14 protein-coding genes are annotated in these 18316 nt (G+C 64.6%); all 14 read left to right on the forward strand.

What is annotated here, in order from left to right; genetic code table 11:
- Positions 1-31: 31 nt before the first annotated feature.
- Positions 32-1534, forward strand: a complete 1503-nt coding sequence (gene lysS, locus B3H64_RS05850) for a lysine--tRNA ligase (protein ID WP_256303226.1) — start codon at positions 32-34, stop codon at positions 1532-1534.
- A gap of 122 nt (positions 1535-1656) precedes the next feature.
- Positions 1657-3039, forward strand: a complete 1383-nt coding sequence (locus tag B3H64_RS05855) for a TrkH family potassium uptake protein (RefSeq protein ID WP_242853709.1) — start codon at positions 1657-1659, stop codon at positions 3037-3039.
- A 12-nt stretch (positions 3040-3051) separates the two neighbouring features.
- Entirely contained in the window at positions 3052-3705 is a 654-nt protein-coding gene (locus B3H64_RS05860) for a potassium channel family protein (protein WP_050618054.1), read from the forward strand.
- An 11-nt stretch (positions 3706-3716) separates the two neighbouring features.
- Entirely contained in the window at positions 3717-4472 is a 756-nt protein-coding gene (locus tag B3H64_RS05865; protein ID WP_050618055.1) for a TrmH family RNA methyltransferase, read from the forward strand.
- Positions 4473-4492: 20 nt separating this feature from the next.
- Positions 4493-5755, forward strand: coding sequence for a DNA-processing protein DprA (gene dprA / locus B3H64_RS05870; protein WP_050618056.1), 1263 nt, complete (start codon positions 4493-4495; stop codon positions 5753-5755).
- A gap of 23 nt (positions 5756-5778) precedes the next feature.
- Positions 5779-8124: a type I DNA topoisomerase gene (gene topA, locus B3H64_RS05875; RefSeq protein WP_050618057.1), complete on the forward strand. Its 2346-nt coding sequence runs from the start codon at positions 5779-5781 to the stop codon at positions 8122-8124.
- Positions 8125-8126: 2 nt separating this feature from the next.
- Entirely contained in the window at positions 8127-9431 is a 1305-nt protein-coding gene (gene trmFO, locus B3H64_RS05880) for a methylenetetrahydrofolate--tRNA-(uracil(54)-C(5))-methyltransferase (FADH(2)-oxidizing) TrmFO (protein ID WP_050618058.1), read from the forward strand.
- Positions 9432-9468: 37 nt separating this feature from the next.
- Positions 9469-10515, forward strand: a complete 1047-nt coding sequence (gene plsX, locus B3H64_RS05885; protein WP_286733719.1) for a phosphate acyltransferase PlsX — start codon at positions 9469-9471, stop codon at positions 10513-10515.
- A 185-nt stretch (positions 10516-10700) separates the two neighbouring features.
- Positions 10701-10937, forward strand: coding sequence for an acyl carrier protein (gene acpP / locus B3H64_RS05890; protein WP_286733721.1), 237 nt, complete (start codon positions 10701-10703; stop codon positions 10935-10937).
- Positions 10938-11010: 73 nt separating this feature from the next.
- Positions 11011-11685 (forward strand): ribonuclease III, encoded by a 675-nt coding sequence (gene rnc / locus B3H64_RS05895; RefSeq protein WP_286733723.1) that lies wholly within the window; start codon positions 11011-11013, stop codon positions 11683-11685.
- Between the two features lie 40 nt (positions 11686-11725).
- The gene (locus B3H64_RS05900) at positions 11726-13150 is read left to right on the forward strand and encodes a sodium-dependent transporter (protein ID WP_286733725.1); all 1425 of its coding nucleotides are present in this window, start codon (positions 11726-11728) and stop codon (positions 13148-13150) included.
- Positions 13151-13278: 128 nt separating this feature from the next.
- Positions 13279-16848, forward strand: coding sequence for a chromosome segregation protein SMC (gene smc / locus B3H64_RS05905; protein WP_286733727.1), 3570 nt, complete (start codon positions 13279-13281; stop codon positions 16846-16848).
- A 13-nt stretch (positions 16849-16861) separates the two neighbouring features.
- Entirely contained in the window at positions 16862-17728 is an 867-nt protein-coding gene (gene ftsY, locus B3H64_RS05910; protein WP_050618064.1) for a signal recognition particle-docking protein FtsY, read from the forward strand.
- Between the two features lie 19 nt (positions 17729-17747).
- Positions 17748-18316 (forward strand): ribonuclease PH (rph, locus tag B3H64_RS05915; protein WP_286733729.1); only part of this gene is annotated, 569 nt, incomplete at its 3' end.

Genomic DNA, 18316 nt, shown 5'->3' on the forward strand with positions numbered 1-18316 from the left:
ATTTGAACCCCCTACAAAGGAGAAATTGAACATGGCTGAACAGAAGAATGCCCCCGCCCCCCAGGAAGAGCAGTCCCTTTCCGAACTGCTGCAGATCCGCCGCGCCAAGCTCAAGGAGCTTCAGAACGCCGGTCAGGATCCCTTCCAGATCACCAAGTACCACGTCACCGCCCATAGCGCCGACATCAAGGCGGACTTTGAGGCCATGGAGGGCAAAACGGTTTCCGTGGCCGGCCGTCTCATGTCCAAACGCGGCATGGGTAAGGCCGTATTCTGCGATATGCAGGACGGCAAGGGCCGCATCCAGCTCTACGTCCGCATCGACGAGCTGGGCGAGGCGGCCTTCGCCAAGTTCAAAAAGCTGGACATTGGCGATATCGTGGGCGTGGAAGGCGAGGTCTTCAAGACCAAGCGGGGCGAGATTTCCGTCAAGGCCCATGCCGTCACTCTCCTGTCCAAGTCCCTGCGCCCCCTGCCTGAGAAGTTCCACGGCCTGACCGACAAGGAGACCCGCTACCGCCAGCGGTACGTGGACCTCATCATGAACGAGGATGTGCGCCGGGCCTTTGAGATCCGCACCAAGTTCATCAAGCACGTCCGGTCCTATCTGGATGCCCGGGATTACCTGGAGGTGGAGACCCCCGTCCTCAACACCATCTCCGGCGGCGCGACCGCCCGGCCCTTCATCACCCACCACAACACCCTGGACATTGATATGTATATGCGCATTGCCACCGAGCTGCACCTGAAGCGGCTGGTGGTGGGCGGCTTTGAGCGCGTATACGAGATCGGCCGCATCTTCCGCAACGAGGGCATGGACCCCAAGCACAACCCGGAGTTTACTTCCATTGAGCTCTACGAGGCCTATGCCGACTTCCACGACATGATGGACATCGCCGAGGGTATTTTGTCCTCTGCGGCCAAGGAGATTCTGGGCACCTATGAGGTGGAGTGGCTGGGCACCAAGATCGACCTGACCCCCGGCTGGCCCCGGCTGACCATGGCCGAGGCGGTCCAGAAATACGTGGGGATCGACTTTATGGCGATCTCCGACGACGCAGAGGCCGTGGCTGCCGCCCGGGCCAAGGGCATCGACATGGACGGCGTGGAGCAGACCTGGGGCCGGGCGCTGTACGAGTGCTTTGACCAGCGGGTGGAGGAGAACCTCATCCAGCCCACCTTTATTACCATGTATCCGGTGGAGGTCTCGCCCCTGACCAAACGGTCTCCCAGCGATCCCCGCCTCACCGAGCGGTTCGAGTTTTTTATCAACCACTCCGAGTTTGGAAACGCCTTCTCCGAGCTCAACGACCCCATTGACCAGAAGGGCCGTTTTGAGCATGAGATCGCCCTTCGGGAGGCGGGAGACGACGAGGCCGGCATGATGGACGACGACTATATCAACGCCCTGGAGTACGGACTGCCTCCCACGGGCGGCATGGGTATCGGCATTGATCGCTGCGTCATGCTGCTGACCAATTCCGACTCCATCCGGGATGTGATTCTCTTCCCGACGATGAAGCCTTTGGACTGAACACCCTTCGACAGCATACCGTGGCAGCATGAACCACGGTATGCTGTTGTGCATAAAAGAGGACCGCGCGGGCGCGGTCTGCCCGGCCCGGCGCCCTCATCCCTCAAGGAGGCTTTCTTGCCTTGCTGAATCGAATGCGAAACCACTTCCGGGATTTCCTCCGGAACCGGCGGAACTTCAACCCTACCCGGATCGTGGCCGGGTCCTTCGGCGTAATCATTCTGCTGGGAACCCTGCTGCTGATGCTGCCCGCGGCCTCCCGCGACGGTCAGAGCGCCGGGCTGTTCGCCAGCCTATTCACCGCCACCTCGGCCTCCTGTGTCACCGGCCTCATCGTGGCGGATACCTGGCTCCAGTGGAGCCTGTTCGGACAGACGGTCATCCTGGTGATGATCCAGTTGGGCGGACTGGGCTTCATGACAGTCATCACCCTGTTCTCCTTGGCCCTACATCGGCGCATCGGGCTGTCGGAGCGGCTGGTGATGGTGTCCACCTTGAACCTGAATGACATGGACGGTGTGGTCCGGATGGTACAGCACGCCCTGATGGGCACCTTCTGCATGGAGGGGGCGGGGGCGCTGCTGCTGTCCCTGCGCTTCATTCCAAAGTTCGGTCTTGCGGGCGGCCTGTGGCGGGGCGTCTTTCACGGTGTCTCCGCCTTTTGCAACGCGGGCTTTGACCTGCTGGGCGGCTACAGCGGAGCCTTTTCCAGCCTGGCCGGCTTCAACGACGATCCGGTGGTGCTGCTGACCACCGCCGCACTCATCACCGTGGGTGGGCTGGGCTTTTTCGTGTGGGAGGATGTGCTCCAGCACCGGCGCTGGAAAAAGCTGTCCCTCTATAGCCGCCTGGTCCTGAGTCTCACCGCGGCGCTCATCTTGTTCGGCGCGCTGTTCTTCTTCGCCGTGGAGTACCGAAACCCGGCCACCCTGGGGCCCATGCCCCTGTGGCAGAAGGGACTCAATGCCCTGTTCCAGTCCGTTACCCTGCGCACCGCCGGCTTCGACGCCCTCGGACAGGGCGGGCTGACCGACAGCTCCCTGGCCCTGTCGGTGATTTTCATGCTCATCGGAGGCTCCAGCGGCTCTACCGCCGGCGGCCTTAAGACCGTCACCGTGGCCGTGCTGCTGCTGGCCTTCCGGGCGGGCGTGCGGGGCCGGGAAGAGGTCACCCTCCGGGGCCGAGCCATCTCCCACCGCCGGGTTATGAACGCCATGACCCTGACGCTGATGGTGGTCTTCCTGTTTATGGTGAGCTCCATGCTTCTGTCCACGGTGGACGGACTGCCCTTCCTGTCCGCCGCCTTCGAGGTGGCCTCCGCCATGGGGACCGTGGGCCTCACCGTGGGCATCACGCCCGGACTGAGCCTGTTTTCCCGAGGAGTGCTGGTCTTTCTGATGTATGTGGGCCGGGTGGGCATTCTGTCCTTCTCCATTGCCTTCCTCACCCGAAGCAAGTACCCCGCAAAGATCAAATACCCTACCTTCGATATCATGATCGGTTAAGGAGTCTGCACCATGAAAACGTTTGTTGTGATCGGCCTGGGCCGCTTCGGCACGGCGGTGGCCACCGAGCTGTGCACCCTGGGCCATGAGGTGCTGGCCGTGGACGGCCGGGAGGAAAACGTCCAGGCGGCGGCCGACAAGGTCACCCATGCCGTCATGGGCGACGCCCGGGACCCGGCTGTGCTCAAGGCACTGGGGGTGCGCAACTACGACTGCGCCATCGTGGCCGTGGGGGACGATGTGGGCAACAGCGCCCTCATCACTCTGAACCTCAAGGAGATCGGAGTGAAGGAGGTCATCGCCAAGGCCCAGAGCCACGTCCACCGCAAGGTGCTGGAGAAGATCGGAGCCGACCGGGTGGTCTTTCCCGAACATGAGATGGGGGTCAAGCTGGCTCAGGGGCTGTCCAGTTCCAACGTCCTGAATTTCATCGAGCTGTCTGATGACTACGGCATCGTGGAGCTGGCAGCGCCCAGAAGCTGGGTGGGACACACCCTGAAGGAGCTGGATGTCCGGGCCAAGTACGGCGTCAACATCATCGCCATCCGGGACGGCGCCTCCCGCCGGCTGGAGGTGGCTCCGGGGGCGGATTACGCCCTGCGCTCCGGCGACGTTGTGGTCACACTGGGGCGGAACGAGGACATCAACCGGCTCCATGACCTCTGAGGGGGATGACCATGGAACGGATCACGAGCCGAAAGAATGAACTGGTGGCCCACATCCGTAAGCTCAGCGGCTCCCGCTCCGCCCGCCGGGCGGCGGGGGAATTCGTCTGCGACGGGCCAAAGCTGCTCGCCGAGGCCCTGAAATGGGGGGCTGCCGTTACGACCGTGGTGGCGGAGGAGGGGACAAGCTTGCCGGAGCTGCCCTCCGCCGTCCGGCGGGTGGAGGTCCCCGCCGACCTGCTCAGGAGCCTGTCGACCACCGAGACGCCCCAGGGCGTGCTGTTTCTCTGCCGGACCCCTGACCTGGCCCTGCCGGAACGGCTGACCGGCGGGCGGTATATGGTGCTGGATGGAGTGCAGGACCCGGGAAATCTGGGTACGGTGTGGCGGACGGCCGATGCCTTTGGGGCGGACGGCCTGGTGTTGGTCCACAGTTGCGCCGATCCATGGTCGCCCAAGACCGTCCGGGCCACTATGGGGGCCTGCTTCCGCCTGCCCGTATGGGAGGCGGACCTGCACGCTTTGCAGGCCCGGCTGGACGAGGGCGGGGTCCCTCTGTACGCCACCGCCCTGCGGGAGGACACGGAGGACCTGCGCGCCCAGGACCTGCGCCGCTGCGCCGTGGTGATCGGCAGCGAGGGGCGGGGCGTTTCGGAGGAGACGCTGGCTCTGTGCGGCAAGACCTTGAAGATCCCCATGCGGACGCGCTGTGAGTCCCTCAACGCCGCCGTAGCGGCGGCGGTGGTCCTGTGGGAGATGGCCCGGTAGAGCAAAGAGGAGGTGTTCCGGTGTCCAGCCTGAAATACTGGATTTGGCTCGCCACCCGGCAGGGGGCGTCCCCGGTCCGCACCCTCCGGGTGCTGGAGCAGTTCGGCAGCCCTGAGAGGGCCTACTTTGCCGATCCGGGGGAGTACGGCCTGCTGGCCGACATACCGGACAAGCTTCGCGCCGCCCTGGCGGACAAATCTCTGGCGGAGGCCGAGCGTATTCTGGGCGAATGTGAGCGGCTGGGGCTGCGGGTGCTGACGCTGCAGGACGCGGAATATCCCGAGCGCCTGCGGCAGATTCCCGACCCGCCGGCGGTGCTCTATCTGCGGGGCCGGACCTTTGCCTTCGACGAAGAGGCGGCCATCGCCGTGGTGGGAGCCCGGGAGCCCACGCCCTATGGGGTGAAGATGGCGGGCAAGCTGGGTCTGGAGCTGGCCCGGCAGGGGGCCTTGCTGGTCTCCGGCATCGCCCAGGGCCTGGACGCCGCCGCCATTCGGGGCGCGCTCAAGGGAGGCGGGCCGGTGGTCTCGGTGCTGGGCGGCGGTGTGGATGTGGTTTACCCCAGGGAAAACCGCTTCCTCTACGAGGATGTGGCTGCCGCCGGAGCCCTCATCAGCGAGTATCCGCCGGGGACCGGCATCCAGGCCGGTCACTTTCCCGTGCGCAACCGCATCATCAGCGGCCTGAGCCTGGCGGTGGTGGCGGTGGAGTGCCGATGGAAAAGCGGCACCATGCGCACGGTGGAGCGGGCGCTGGACCAGGACCGGGACGTCTTTGCCGTGCCCGGTCCAGCGGACGGCCCGATGAGCGAGGGGCCCAACCGGCTCATTCAGCAGGGGGCCGGTCTGGTGCGGTGCGGCTGGGATGTGCTCCGGGAGTATGCCGGGCGCTTTCCCGGCAAGCTCCGCAGTCCGGAGCCCCTGCGTCCTGCGGCCGAGGCGGCCCGGCTGGAAACGCCGGAAGAGAAAAAAACCGAGACAAAAATCTCTGAAACTGACAAAAAACCGGTTGACAAGGTTCCCGAGAGGGCATATATTGACCTAAGTGCGCACCCTGAGGCGCTGACCGACGATCAGCGCGACGTGCTGGTGGCCCTGGAGGAGCGGCCGCTCCTGGCCGACGATCTGGTGGAGCGGACCCAGATCCCGGCCAGACGGGTGCTCTCCGCGCTGACGCTGTTGCAGGTGCAGGGCTATGTGGCGGAGCAGCCGGGCCGGCGATTCAAGGCGCTGGCCCGGGTGAAGATCCCTGAAGTACATTCCGGACGAAAGTCGTCCGTGTGAAAATAAAACCCTGGAGGTAAACTGTGGCGAAATCGAACTTAGTCATTGTAGAATCTCCGGCCAAGGCCAAGACCATCGGCAAATACCTTGGACCGGATTATCAGGTCAAGGCGTCCATGGGCCACGTCCGGGACCTGCCCAAAAGCAAGATTGGCGTGGATGTGGAGCACGGCTTCGTGCCGGACTACCAGCCCATCAAAGGGAAGGAGGAGGTCATCTCCGACCTGAAAAAGGCGGCCAAGCAGAGCGACAAGGTCTTTCTGGCCACCGACCCGGACCGGGAGGGAGAGGCCATTTCCTGGCACCTCAAGGAGCTTTTGGAGCTGCCCGACGACCGCACTTACCGGGTCACCTTCAATGAGATCACCAAAAAAGTGGTCAACGAGTCCATCGCCGCCCCTCGGGCCATCGACCAGGACCTGGTGGACGCCCAGCAGGCCCGCCGCATCCTGGACCGCATCGTGGGCTACCAGCTCTCGCCGCTGCTGTGGAAAAAAATCCGCCGGGGCCTGTCCGCCGGACGGGTCCAGTCGGTGGCCACCCGTCTGGTGTGCGAGCGGGAGGAGGAGATCCGGGCCTTTCAGCCCCAGGAATACTGGTCCCTGGACGCCGACCTCAGCCGCATCTCCCCCAATCTGGGGGCCTTCACCGCCGCCTTCCACGGCGCGGAGAAGAAGCAGGAGCTCCGCAGCGAGCAGGAGGTCCGGACCGTCAGCGACGCCGTGAAGGCGGCCCCCTTTACCGTGAAGAGCGTCAAGCGCCAGGACAAGACCCGCAATCCCGCGCCGCCCTTCATCACCTCCACCCTCCAGCAGGAGGCCAGCCGCAAGCTGGGCATGACGCCCCGGCGGACTATGGCGGTGGCCCAGCAGCTCTACGAGGGTGTGGACATCCAGGGCGAGGGCACCGTGGGCCTCATCACCTATATGCGTACCGACTCCCTGCGCCTGTCTGAGGAGGCCCTGGCGGCCGCCCGGGAGCTGATCATCAGCCGCTACGGCAAGGACTATTATCCGGACAAGACCCGGCACTACAAGACCAAATCCGGGGCCCAGGACGCCCACGAGGCCATCCGGCCCTCCGACGTGCGCCTGACCCCTGAGGACATCAAGAAGGATCTGACCAGCGAACAGTACCGGCTCTACAAGCTGATTTGGAGCCGGTTTTTGGCCTGTCAGATGGCCTCCGCCGTCTATGACAGCGTGGCCATCGAGGTGGAGTCCGCGGGCTACCGCTTCCGGGCCAATCACTCCTCCCTAAAGTTTTCCGGCTTCACCGCCGTGTACGTGGAGGGCAAGGACGAGGACGAGGAGAAGGTCCAGTCCCCCCTGCCCGACCTGAAGGAGGGGGAGGCGCTGGCGCTGAAGGAGCTCAAGCCCGAGCAGCACTTCACCCAGCCCCCCGCCCGGTACACCGAGGCTACCCTGATCAAGGCGCTGGAGGAGAAGGGCATCGGCCGCCCGTCCACTTACGCCCCCACCATCTCCACCATTCTGGACCGGGAGTATGTGGTGAAGGAGGGCAAATACCTGCGCACCACCCCGCTGGGGGATGTGGTCACCGGCTTGATGAAAGACAAATTCCCCGACATCGTGGACACCGCCTTCACCGCCCAGATGGAAGAGCAGCTCGACCAGGTGGAGGAGGGCAGGGAGAAGTGGAAGGACCTGCTCTCCGGATTCTACGGCGGCTTCCAGAAGGAGCTGGCCCAGGCGGAGCAGGATCTGGACGGGGAGCGCATCAAGGTCCCCGACGAGGTCTCCGACGTGATCTGCCCCCTGTGTGGACGCAATCTGGTGTATAAGTCCGGCCGGTTCGGCCGTTTTCTGGCCTGTCCCGGCTGGCCTGAGTGTTCCCACACCCAGCCCATCGTGGTGGAGATGCCGGGCAAGTGTCCCAAGTGCGGCGGCCGCATCCTGAAAAAGACCTCCCGGAAGGGGTATGCCTATTACGGCTGCGAGTTTAACTCCAGCAAGGACGACGGAAAGAGATGCGACTTCATGACCTGGGACGTGCCGGTGAAGGACAACTGTCCGGAGTGCGGCTGGACGATGTTCAAGAAGTCGGGCCGAGGGTTCAAAAAGCCCTTCTGCATCAATCCGGACTGCGGTAACTTTACGCCGGAGGACAAGCGGGGCGGCTATCAGAAAAAGCCCGCCGCCGAGCCGGCGGCGGAGGACGGGGCGGGTGCCGAGCGCGCTGCCGAGGCGGCGGAGGAGCCCAAGGCGGTGAAAAAGGCCCCCGACAAGAAGCCCGCGGTCAAAAAGGCCGCCGCCAAGAAAACCGCTGGGGCCAAGAAAACCACTGGGGCCAAGAAAACCACCGGCGCAAAGAAGCCGGCGGCCAAAAAGGCCGCCGCGGAGGCATGAGCATGGAGCCTGTGAGCGTGATCGGGGCGGGACTGGCGGGCTGCGAGGCGGCCTGGCAGCTTGCCGGCCGGGGCGTCCCCGTGGTCCTGCATGAGATGAAGCCGGAGAAGATGACTCCCGCCCACCACGCGCCGGAGTATGCCGAGCTGGTGTGTTCCAACTCCCTGCGCTCCGACCAGTTGGAGAACGCGGTGGGGCTTTTGAAAGAGGAGCTGCGCCGCAGCGGCTCCCTGATCTTGGCCTGCGCCGACGCCCACCGGGTGGAGGCGGGAGGGGCCCTGGCGGTGGACCGCCACGCCTTCTCCAGGGCGGTCACCGAGCAGATCCGCAGCCACCCGCTCATCACCGTGGAGGAGGGGGAGGTGAGGCGGATCCCCGACCGCGGACAGGTCATTGTGGCCTCCGGCCCCCTGACCTCCGAGGCCCTCAGCGCCGAGATCGAGCGGCTGCTGCCCGGGAGCCGCTATTTGAATTTCTACGACGCGGCGGCCCCACTGGTCACCTTTGACAGCGTGGACATGGACCACGCCTGGTTTGCCTCCCGTTACGACAAGGGGACGGCGGATTATGTCAACTGCGCCCTCAGCGAGGAGGAGTACGCCGCCTTTTGGCGGGAGCTGTGCGCCGCTCAGGAGGCGGAGGTCCACGGCTTTGAGGACAAGAGCGTGTTTGAAGGCTGCATGCCCGTGGAGGTCATGGCCCGGCGGGGGGTGGACACGTTGCGCTACGGCCCCCTGAAGCCCAAGGGCCTGCGGGACCCGAGAACGGGACAGACCCCTTACGCGGTGGTGCAGCTCCGCAAGGACAACGCGGACGGTACCATCTACAACCTGGTGGGCTTCCAGACTCACCTGAAGTGGCCGGAGCAGAGGCGGGTGTTCTCCATGATCCCCGCTCTGAAAAACGCCGAGTTCGTCCGCTACGGGGTCATGCACCGCAACACCTACCTGGATTCTCCCCGGCTGCTGGACCGCTATTACCGGGTGAGGGGCAACGAGCGGCTGATGTTCGCCGGGCAGATCACCGGGGTGGAGGGCTATGTGGAGTCCATCGCCTCCGGCTTCCTGTGCGCCGTGGAGCTCGCCCGCAGGCTGCTGGACAAGCCCCCGGTGGATTTTCCCCAGGAGACCGCCCTGGGGGCCCTGGCCCTCTACGTGAGCAATGAGAGCGTTGCGGATTTTCAGCCCATGAACGTCAATTTTGGCATCATCCCGCCCCTGGATCACCGGGTCAAGGGCAAGCGAAACAAGAACGCCGAGCTGTCCCAGCGCGCGCTGGGGCTTTTGGAGACCCTGGACTGGACCTGAAGAACGAGAAATAGATGGAACAGAGAGAAGGTATGCTATGAAGATCATCGTGGACGCCATGGGCGGCGACAACGCCCCTGCCTGCAACGTCAAGGGCGCGCTGGACGCGGTGAAGGAGCTGGGCGTGGAGGTGGTCCTGGTGGGCCGCGGGGAGGAGATCCTCAAGTGCCTCAAGGAAAACGGCGTGGCCGACCTGCCCGCCGGGGTGGAGATCGCCCACGCAGACCAGGTGGTGGAGATGTGCGACAACCCCGCCACCGCCTTCAAGGAAAAGAAGAATTCATCCCTCACCGTGGGCCTCAATATGCTCAAGGAGGGCAGGGGGGACGCCTTCGTCTCCGCCGGCAGCACGGGGGCTCTGCTCTCTGCCGCCACGCTGCTGGTCAAGCGTATCAAGGGCATCCGACGGGCGGCCATGGCCCCTGTGGTCCCCACCGGCAAGGGGGGGGCCGTCCTCGTTGACTGCGGCGCCACGGCCGAGTGCACCCCGGAGTATCTGCTCCAGTTCGCCTTCATGGGCTCCTACTACGCCGAGCACGTGCTGGGCCGCCCCGAGCCGCGGGTGGGTCTGCTGAACATCGGGGCCGAGCCCTCCAAGGGTACCGACCTGCAGCGGGAGGCCTACCAGCTCCTGAAGGGGGCGGGGGACGCCGGGCGCATCCATTTCGTGGGCAATGTGGAGGCTCGGGAGGCGGTCTGCGGCGAGGTGGACGTCATTGTGTCTGACGGTTACTCCGGCAACATTTTTCTCAAGACCATGGAGGGCACCGGCGGCTTCCTGGCCCGGGAGCTCAAGGGCATGTTCAAGAAGAACCTGATCACCAAGTTGGGGGCACTGTGCGTCAAGGACGGCATCTCCCACTTCAAAAAGCTGTTGGATTCCGGCGAGGTGGGGGGCACCCCCCTGGTGGGTATCTGCAAGCCGGTCATCAAGGCCCACGGCTCCTCCGACGCCTTTGCCATCAAGAACGCCATCCGCCAGGCGGCCGGCTTCGCAGCCTCCGGACTCATCGAGGATATCGCGGAGAACATCGAGTACATGCGCCTGCCGGCGGGGGACAAGAGCGGGGCGGCGGCGGACTGAACCGTCATAAAAACTGTTTTGGTTGTCTTTTATGCAAAAAATCTGCGCCCAGAAGAGGAAAATGGCGCCCGACATCGCATTTTTTCTGAATGGTCCATAAAAAGCTGGAAAATATCTATTGACACTGGGGGAAAATCTCCCTATTATGTGAGTGTAAAAACATCCCATGAAGGAGTCGAGTCAATATGATTTTCGAGAAACTGTGCGAGCTCATTTCCGAGCAGTTCGGCGTGGAGGCGGATACGATCACGGTGGATACCACGTTCGAGGACGACCTGGGCGCCGATTCTCTGGACATTGTGGAGCTGTCTATGGCTCTGGAGGAGGAGTTCGGCGTCTCTGAGATGGGCGAGGACGAGATCTCCGCCATCACCACGGTGGGAGATTTGGTGAATTACCTGCAGAACAAGCTGGACACCTGATTGGAAAGCGGTATTGGACGACACATGCAGGCCCCGCGGAAGCGGGGCCTCTCTTTATGACATGGAGGAAGACATGAAGAAGCTGGAGGAAAAGCTGGGCTATTCCTTCGGGAATCCGGCCCTGCTGGAAAACGCCCTGACCCATAGCTCCTACGCCAACGAGAATCGGGCGAAGGGGGAGACCAGCAACGAGCGTCTGGAGTTTCTGGGGGACTCGGTGCTGGGCATGGTGGTGGCCGACTACCTGTTCCGCAGCCATCCGGACATGCCCGAGGGGGAGCTGACCCGTACCCGGGCCGCCCTGGTGTGTGAGGACAGCCTGGTGGAGGTGGCCGCCCAGTTGGAGCTGGGGAGCTATCTGAAGCTGGGCAGGGGTGAGGACGCGGGGGGCGGCCGCAGACGGCCGTCCATCCAGGCCGACGCGGTGGAGGCCGTCATCGCGGCGGTCTATCTGGACGGAGGCATTGGCTCGGCCCGGAAGCTCATTACCCGATTCATTCTGACGGACAACCGGCGGGAGCAGGGGGGCACCCGGGATTATAAGACGGCGCTCCAGGAGCTGGTCCAGCGGGAGAGCGGTCAGGTGCTCAGCTACCGGCTCACCGGCGAGAGCGGGCCCGACCACGCCAAGGTTTTTGCCGTGGAGGTGGAGTTGAACGGCGCGCCGGTGGGCGCCGGCGAGGGCAGGAGCAAGAAGGAAGCGGAGCAGATGGCGGCCAAGGCCGCGATCCAGAAGCTGAGCAGATAACCGGAGAGGGGGCCGCCAGGGGCGGCGGCCCGGAGAGAAGATGCCACCGCGCAGATCCAAAAACAAGGAAGTTGGAGGACACAACGTGGAGAGAGAGAAATTTGCATCCCGGCTGGGCTTTATTCTGATTTCGGCCGGCTGCGCCATTGGTCTGGGGAACGTATGGCGCTTCCCCTTCATCACCGGAAAATACGGAGGGGCGGCCTTTGTGCTGGTCTATCTGGTCTTTCTGGTCATCCTGGGCCTGCCCATCATGGTGATGGAGTTCGCCGTGGGCCGAGCCAGCCAGAAGTCGGCCGCCCTCAGCTTCAACGTGCTGGAGCCCAAGGGGACCCAATGGCACCTGTACCGCTACGGCGCCATGGCGGGTAACTACCTGCTGATGATGTTCTATACCACCGTGGGCGGCTGGATGCTGGCCTACGTCTGCAAGATGTTTCTGGGCGAGTTCCAGGGGATGGACTCCGGCGCCGTCACCGGCGTCTTTTTCGACATGCTGGCCCAGCCCGGCCCCATGATCGGCTGGATGCTGGTGGTCACGCTGCTGGGCTTCGGCATCTGCTCCCTGGGCCTGCAAAAGGGCGTGGAGCGCATCACCAAGGTGATGATGACCTGTCTGCTCCTGCTCATGCTGGTGCTGGTGGTTCGCAGCGTCACGCTGGATGGGGCGATGGAGGGCCTGCGGTTCTATCTGGTGCCCGACTTCCACAATCTGCTCTACGACGCCGAGGGCAGCTTCATTTTGGGCGCGGCCATCTACGACGCCATGAGCCAGGCCTTCTTTACCCTGAGCCTGGGCATCGGCGCCCTGGCGATTTTCGGCAGCTACATCGGCCGAGAGCGCTCCCTCACCGGCGAGGCCATCAGCGTGGGGGTGCTGGACACCTTTGTGGCCCTGATCGCCGGGCTCATCATCTTCCCCGCCTGCTTTGCCTTCGGGGTGCAGCCCGACCAGGGGGTGGGCCTGGTGTTTATGACTCTGCCCAACGTGTTCAACCAGATGCCGTTGGGCAATGTATGGGGCGGGCTGTTCTTCCTGTTCATGTCCTTCGCGGCCCTGTCCACCATCATTGCCGTGTTTGAAAACATTGTGGCCTTCGCCATGGACCTGGGCTGGAGCCGGAAAAAGGCCATCGTGGTCAACGGCGCGGCGCTGATCCTGCTGTCTCTGCCCTGTGTGCTGGGCTTCAACGTCTGGAGCGGTTTTACCACCCCGGTGGGCAACATCCAGGATCTGGAGGACTTTGTTGTCTCCAACAACCTGCTGCCCCTGGGCTCGCTGGTTTACCTGCTGTTCTGCACCTCCCGCCGGGGCTGGGGCTGGAAGAACTTTATCGAAGAGGCTGACGCCGGGCAGGGAGTGAAGTTCCCCAAGTGGGCCCGGGTATATGTCAGCCGCATCCTGCCCATTATCGTGCTGGTCATCTTCGTCATGGGCTACTACCAGAAGTTTTTCGCAAAATAAGGGGCGTGCGCCCGGGGACGGACTGCTTCGGCGGCCCGTCCCCTTTCTGCGGGCAAAAGATTTGCAAACCCCTGTGAAACTTGGTATAATACAGTATTCATAGCCTCACAGACGGGCAGGTGTAGCATTTGTACTTAAAGGCGCTGGAAATCCAGGGGTTCAAATCCTTCCCTGACAAGACGGTCCTCACCTTCGACCAGGATATCACCGCCATCGTGGGCCCCAACGGCAGTGGAAAGTCCAACATCTCCGACGCCATCCGCTGGGTCATGGGGGAGCAGTCCACCAAGGCCCTCCGGGGCGGCAAGATGGAGGACGTCATCTTCGGCGGCACCCAGCGGCGCAAGCAGTTGGGCTTTGCGGAGGTCTCTCTGGTGCTGGACAACTCAGGCCGCCTCTTCGACATGGAGGAGAGTGAGGTCATGGTCACCCGGCGGTACTACCGCTCGGGGGAGAGTGAATACTTCATCAACCGCCACGCCGTGCGGCTCCGGGACGTCAACGAGCTGTTCATGGACACCGGTCTGGGCCGGGAGGGCTACTCCATCATCGGTCAGGGCAAGATCGACGAGATCCTGTCCGTCAAGTCGGCCGACCGCCGGGAGGTCTTTGAAGAGGCGGCCGGCATCTCCCGCTACCGCCACCGCAAGGAGGAGGCCGAGCGGAAGCTGGAGCGCACCCAGGAGAACCTGGTGCGCATCAACGACAAGATCGACGAGCTGGAGCTCCAGGTGGAGCCCCTGCGGGCCCAGTCGGAGAAGGCCCGGAAGTATCTGGTCCTCCGGGACGAGCTGCGGGGGCTGGAGATCTCGGTCTGGCTGGATCAGCTCGACAGATTGCGCTCCAGCGCCCGCAAGCTCCTGAGCGACTATGACAATGCCGTCCGTCAGAAGGGGGAGGCCCAGCAGGCGCTGGAGAGCCTCTACGCCGCCGCCGAGGGCTACGCTGCCCAAATGCGGGAAAAGGATATGGAGGCCGAGGGCATCCGGTTCCAGATGCAGCAGCGACAGGCCGACGCCAACGAGTGTGAGCGGGCCGTGGCGGTGCTGAAGGCTCGGATTCAGAGCAATCTGGAGAATGCCGACCGGGTCCGGCGGGAGCTGGAGGCCCAGGAGGGCCGGGCCGGGTCCATCTCCGGTCAGATCGCCGAACGGCAGGCTCGCCTGACCGAGATCGCCGGAAGGATGGAGGCGCTGCAGGCCCAGCGGGCCGCCGCCGAGGAGGCCGGCCGCCAGGTCAGCCAGAGCGCCGGGACCCTGCAGGCCGAGCTGGAGGCCCTGCGGCAGAAGGAGGCCGTGGAGACCGCCTCCGCCGCAGAGGCCAGAGCCCTGCTCTCCGCGCTGGCTGCCGCCGCCCAGGAGCTGCTGGACCGGGACGAGGCGGTGCGGCAGGAGCTGGCCGAGGGGGAGCAAAAGCTCTCCGTGACCCGGGAGGAGGCCGCCCGGGCCGGGAAGGAGCTGGCCAAGGCCCGGGAGGACCGGGATTCCCTGCTGAACATCATCAGCGGCTACACCATGCGCCTGGACAGCCGGGAGAAGAAGGCCAGGGCCGCCGAGGAGGCCCATGTCAAGCTCCAGATGGAGGAGAATGCCGTTGCCTCCCGCATCCATATGCTCGCCGAGATGGAGAAGCTCTACGAGGGCTACTCCAAGGCGGTAAAGCTGGTGATGGGAGAGGCCGAGCGGGGAAACCTGAAGCATATCCACGGCCCGGTGGCCGGGCTCATCCATGTGCCCGACCGGTATGCCGTGGCCGTAGAGATCGCCTTGGGGGGCGCTATGCAGCATGTGGTGGTGGACAGCGAGGCCGACGGCAAGGCGGCCATCCAGTACCTCAAGCGCCGGGACGGCGGCCGCTGCACCTTCCTGCCCCTGAACACCGTCCGCCCCTCCGACTTCCGGGAACGGAGCGCGGCTCAGGAGCCGGGCTTTGTGGGCCTGGGGGACGAGCTGGTGGAGTTCGACCCCCGCTATGCGAAGATTATTTCCAACTTGCTGGGCCGGACGGTAATCGCGGAGGATATGGACACCGCCATCGCCATGGCCCGGAAATACGGCCACCGTTTCAAGATCGTCACCCTGGACGGCCAGGTCCTGAACCCCGGCGGCTCCATGACCGGCGGCTCGGTGTCCCACAGCGCGGGCATCCTGTCCCGGGCCAACGAGCTGGAACGGCTTCAGACCCAGAGCGAGGGCCTCCAGGCCCAGCGGGCGGAGGCCCAGCGGGCGGTGGAGGAGGCGCGGCGGGAGCGCACCGCCGCCGCCTATGAGCTGGAGACCGCCCAGGCCCAGCGCCGGGAGCTGGAGGACAGCATCCTCAAGCTGGAGGAGCGGGGCGCCCACTTCGCCCAGATGCTGGAGAGCCAGGAGGCCCAGCGCGGGGAGCTGCGCGGGGAGCTGGAGCAGATCGAGACGCGCAGCCGCCGCACGGAGGAGGACACCCGGAATGCCCGGGCGCGCATCCAGGCCCTGGAGGGCTCCGCCGCCGCCCTGCGGGCCGAGGCCGAGGGTAAGGCGGCCGGACAGGACGACCTGAAGGCCCGGATGGAGCAGGTCAACGAGAACGCTGCGCGGCTCAATCTGGAGCTGGCCGCTCTGGAGGCGGAACAGGCGGCGTCCCGGCAGGCTCTGAGCGAGCTGGAGAGCCTGCGGGCGGACATCACCGGCGACCGGGCGGAGCGGGAGACCATGCTGGCCCAGTTCCAGGAGAAAAACGGGACCCTCACCGCCCAGATCGGCGAGAAGGAGAGCGTCCTCCAGACCATCCGGGAGGAGAACCGGGAAAAGGAGGAGGCCATCCAGCGGCTGAACCAGGAGAAGCTGGCGCTGGAGGGAGAGCGCAACCGGGCGGACCGGGAGAGCCGGGACAAAAATGCCGAGCTTCTCTCCATGGAGCGGGAGGTCTCGGTGCTGGAGCAAAAAAAAGTGGCCGCCGAGCTGGAAGAAAAGCAGATTCTGGACAAACTGTGGGAGACCTACCAGCTCTCCCACGAGGCGGCCCGGACCCAGCGCCAGACGCTGGAGTCGATACCCAAGGCCCAGCGGCGCATCGGAGAGCTGAAGCGCGCCATCTCCGGCCTGGGCAACATCAATCTGGACGCCATCGAGGAGTTCCAGCGGGTCAACGAGCGATACACCTACCTCACCGGCCAGCGGGACGACGTGCAGAAGTCCAAGACGGAGCTGGAGCGCGTCATCGCGGACATCACCGGCGAGATGAAGGCCATCTTTGCCCAGCAGTTTTCCATCATCAACCAGGCGTTTGGCGAGACCTTCCTGGAGCTCTTCGGCGGCGGCAAGGCCACCCTGGAGCTGGAGGACGAGACGGACATCCTCAACTGCGGCATCGAGATCCGGGTCCAGCCCCCCGGCAAGGCCCTGAAGGTGCTCTCCCTGCTGTCCGGCGGGGAAAAGGCATTTGTGGCCATCGCCCTGTACTTCGCCATTCTGAAGGTCCGCCCCACCCCCTTCTGCGTCATGGACGAGATCGAGGCCGCGCTGGACGACGCCAACGTCACCCGGTTCGCCCGCTATCTGCGCCAAATGGCCGACCGGACCCAGTTCATCGTGATCACCCACCGGCGTGGCACCATGGAGGAGGCCGACGTGCTCTACGGCGTCACCATGCAGGAGCAGGGCATCAGCAGACTGCTGACCATCAACCTGAACGACGTGGAAGCGGAACTAAAGATTAAGTAAAGGAACAAGGACTATGGGATTATTGGATAAAATCAAAAAGCTGAACCTCTTTGCCGGCTTTTCCGCCATCGACGACGAGTTCTATGACGAGTTGGAAGAGGCCCTCATCCTCTCCGACATGGGGATGGACACCACCCTCAAGGCGGTGGAGGAGCTGCGGGAGCGGGTCCGGGGCGAGAAGCTCAAGGACCGGGACGAGGTCCGCGCTTGCCTGCGCCGCGTGCTGCAGGATATGCTGAACGTGGGGGATACCGGCCTGGCGCTGGATACCAGACCGGCGGTAGTCCTTTTCATCGGGGTCAACGGGGTGGGCAAGACCACCACCATCGGAAAGCTGGCCGCCGGGCTCAAGGCCCAGGGAAAAAAGGTCCTGTTGTGCGCCGGAGATACCTTCCGGGCCGCCGCCGCTGACCAGCTCACCGTCTGGTCCCAGCGGGCGGGGGTGGACATCGTCAAGCAGCACGAGGGGGCCGATCCCGCCGCCGTGGTCTTTGATGCGGTCTCCGCCGCCAAGGCCCGGGGCGCCGACGTGATCCTGGTGGACACCGCCGGGCGGCTGCACAACAAGCAGAACCTGATGAACGAGCTGAGCAAGATCTCCCGGGTCATCGACCGGGAATTGCCCGGTGCCAGCCGGGAGACCCTGCTGGTGCTGGATGCCACCACCGGCCAGAACGGCCTCATCCAGGCCAAGCAGTTCCGGGAGTCCGCCGGGGTCACCGGCATCGTCCTCACCAAGCTGGATGGCACCGCCAAGGGCGGGGTCACCGTGGCCATTGCGGACACGCTTCAGATCCCCGTCAAATATATCGGCCTGGGCGAGGGGATCGAGGACCTGCGGCCCTTCGACGCCGCGGCCTTTACCGAGGCGCTGGTGTAGCAAAAAAAGGAGAATGGACATGGCACGAATCGACGGACGGGCCGGCGACGAGCTGCGCCCCATCGAGATCATCCCCAACATCAACAAATTTGCGGAGGGCTCCTGCCTGATCCGCTGCGGCAATACCCAGGTGCTGTGCACCGCCTCCGTGGAGGAGCGCACCCCGCCCCACGTCCCCGAGGGGGAGGGCTGGGTCACCGCCGAGTACTCCATGCTGCCCCGGGCCAACCGGGAGCGCTCCAAGCGGGACATCGCCAAGCTGAAGCTCTCCCCCAGAAGCGCCGAGATCCAGCGGCTGGTGGGCCGCGCCCTCCGGGCGGCGGTGGATCTGGAGAAGCTGGGGCCCCGCACCATCACCGTGGACTGCGACGTGCTCCAGGGGGACGGCGGCACCCGCACCGCCAGCGTTACCGCCGGATTTGTGGCTCTCAGCTATGCCCTGCACAAGCTGGTGGAGGACGGCGCTTTGAAGGAGATGCCTCTGCGGACCTGCGTGGCGGCCATCTCGGCGGGCATCGTGGACGACGAGCTGCTGCTGGATCTGTGCTACGAGGAGGACTCGGCGGCCCAGGTGGACCTGAATTGCGT

This window comes from Intestinimonas sp. UBA1698, assembly GCF_002320075.1.
Lineage (GTDB): Bacteria > Bacillota > Clostridia > Oscillospirales > Oscillospiraceae > Intestinimonas > Intestinimonas massiliensis.

What these genes read in the sequence shown, in the direction of transcription:
- lysS (WP_256303226.1), top strand. Translation starts at nt 32, where the DNA reads ATGGCTGAACAGAAGAATGCCCCCGCCCCCCAGGAAGAGCAGTCCCTT.
- B3H64_RS05860 (WP_050618054.1), top strand. Translation starts at nt 3,052, where the DNA reads ATGAAAACGTTTGTTGTGATCGGCCTGGGCCGCTTCGGCACGGCGGTG.
- B3H64_RS05865 (WP_050618055.1), top strand. Translation starts at nt 3,717, where the DNA reads ATGGAACGGATCACGAGCCGAAAGAATGAACTGGTGGCCCACATCCGT.
- trmFO (WP_050618058.1), top strand. Translation starts at nt 8,127, where the DNA reads ATGGAGCCTGTGAGCGTGATCGGGGCGGGACTGGCGGGCTGCGAGGCG.
- plsX (WP_286733719.1), top strand. Translation starts at nt 9,469, where the DNA reads ATGAAGATCATCGTGGACGCCATGGGCGGCGACAACGCCCCTGCCTGC.
- acpP (WP_286733721.1), top strand. Translation starts at nt 10,701, where the DNA reads ATGATTTTCGAGAAACTGTGCGAGCTCATTTCCGAGCAGTTCGGCGTG.
- rnc (WP_286733723.1), top strand. Translation starts at nt 11,011, where the DNA reads ATGAAGAAGCTGGAGGAAAAGCTGGGCTATTCCTTCGGGAATCCGGCC.
- B3H64_RS05900 (WP_286733725.1), top strand. Translation starts at nt 11,726, where the DNA reads ATGCCACCGCGCAGATCCAAAAACAAGGAAGTTGGAGGACACAACGTG.
- ftsY (WP_050618064.1), top strand. Translation starts at nt 16,862, where the DNA reads ATGGGATTATTGGATAAAATCAAAAAGCTGAACCTCTTTGCCGGCTTT.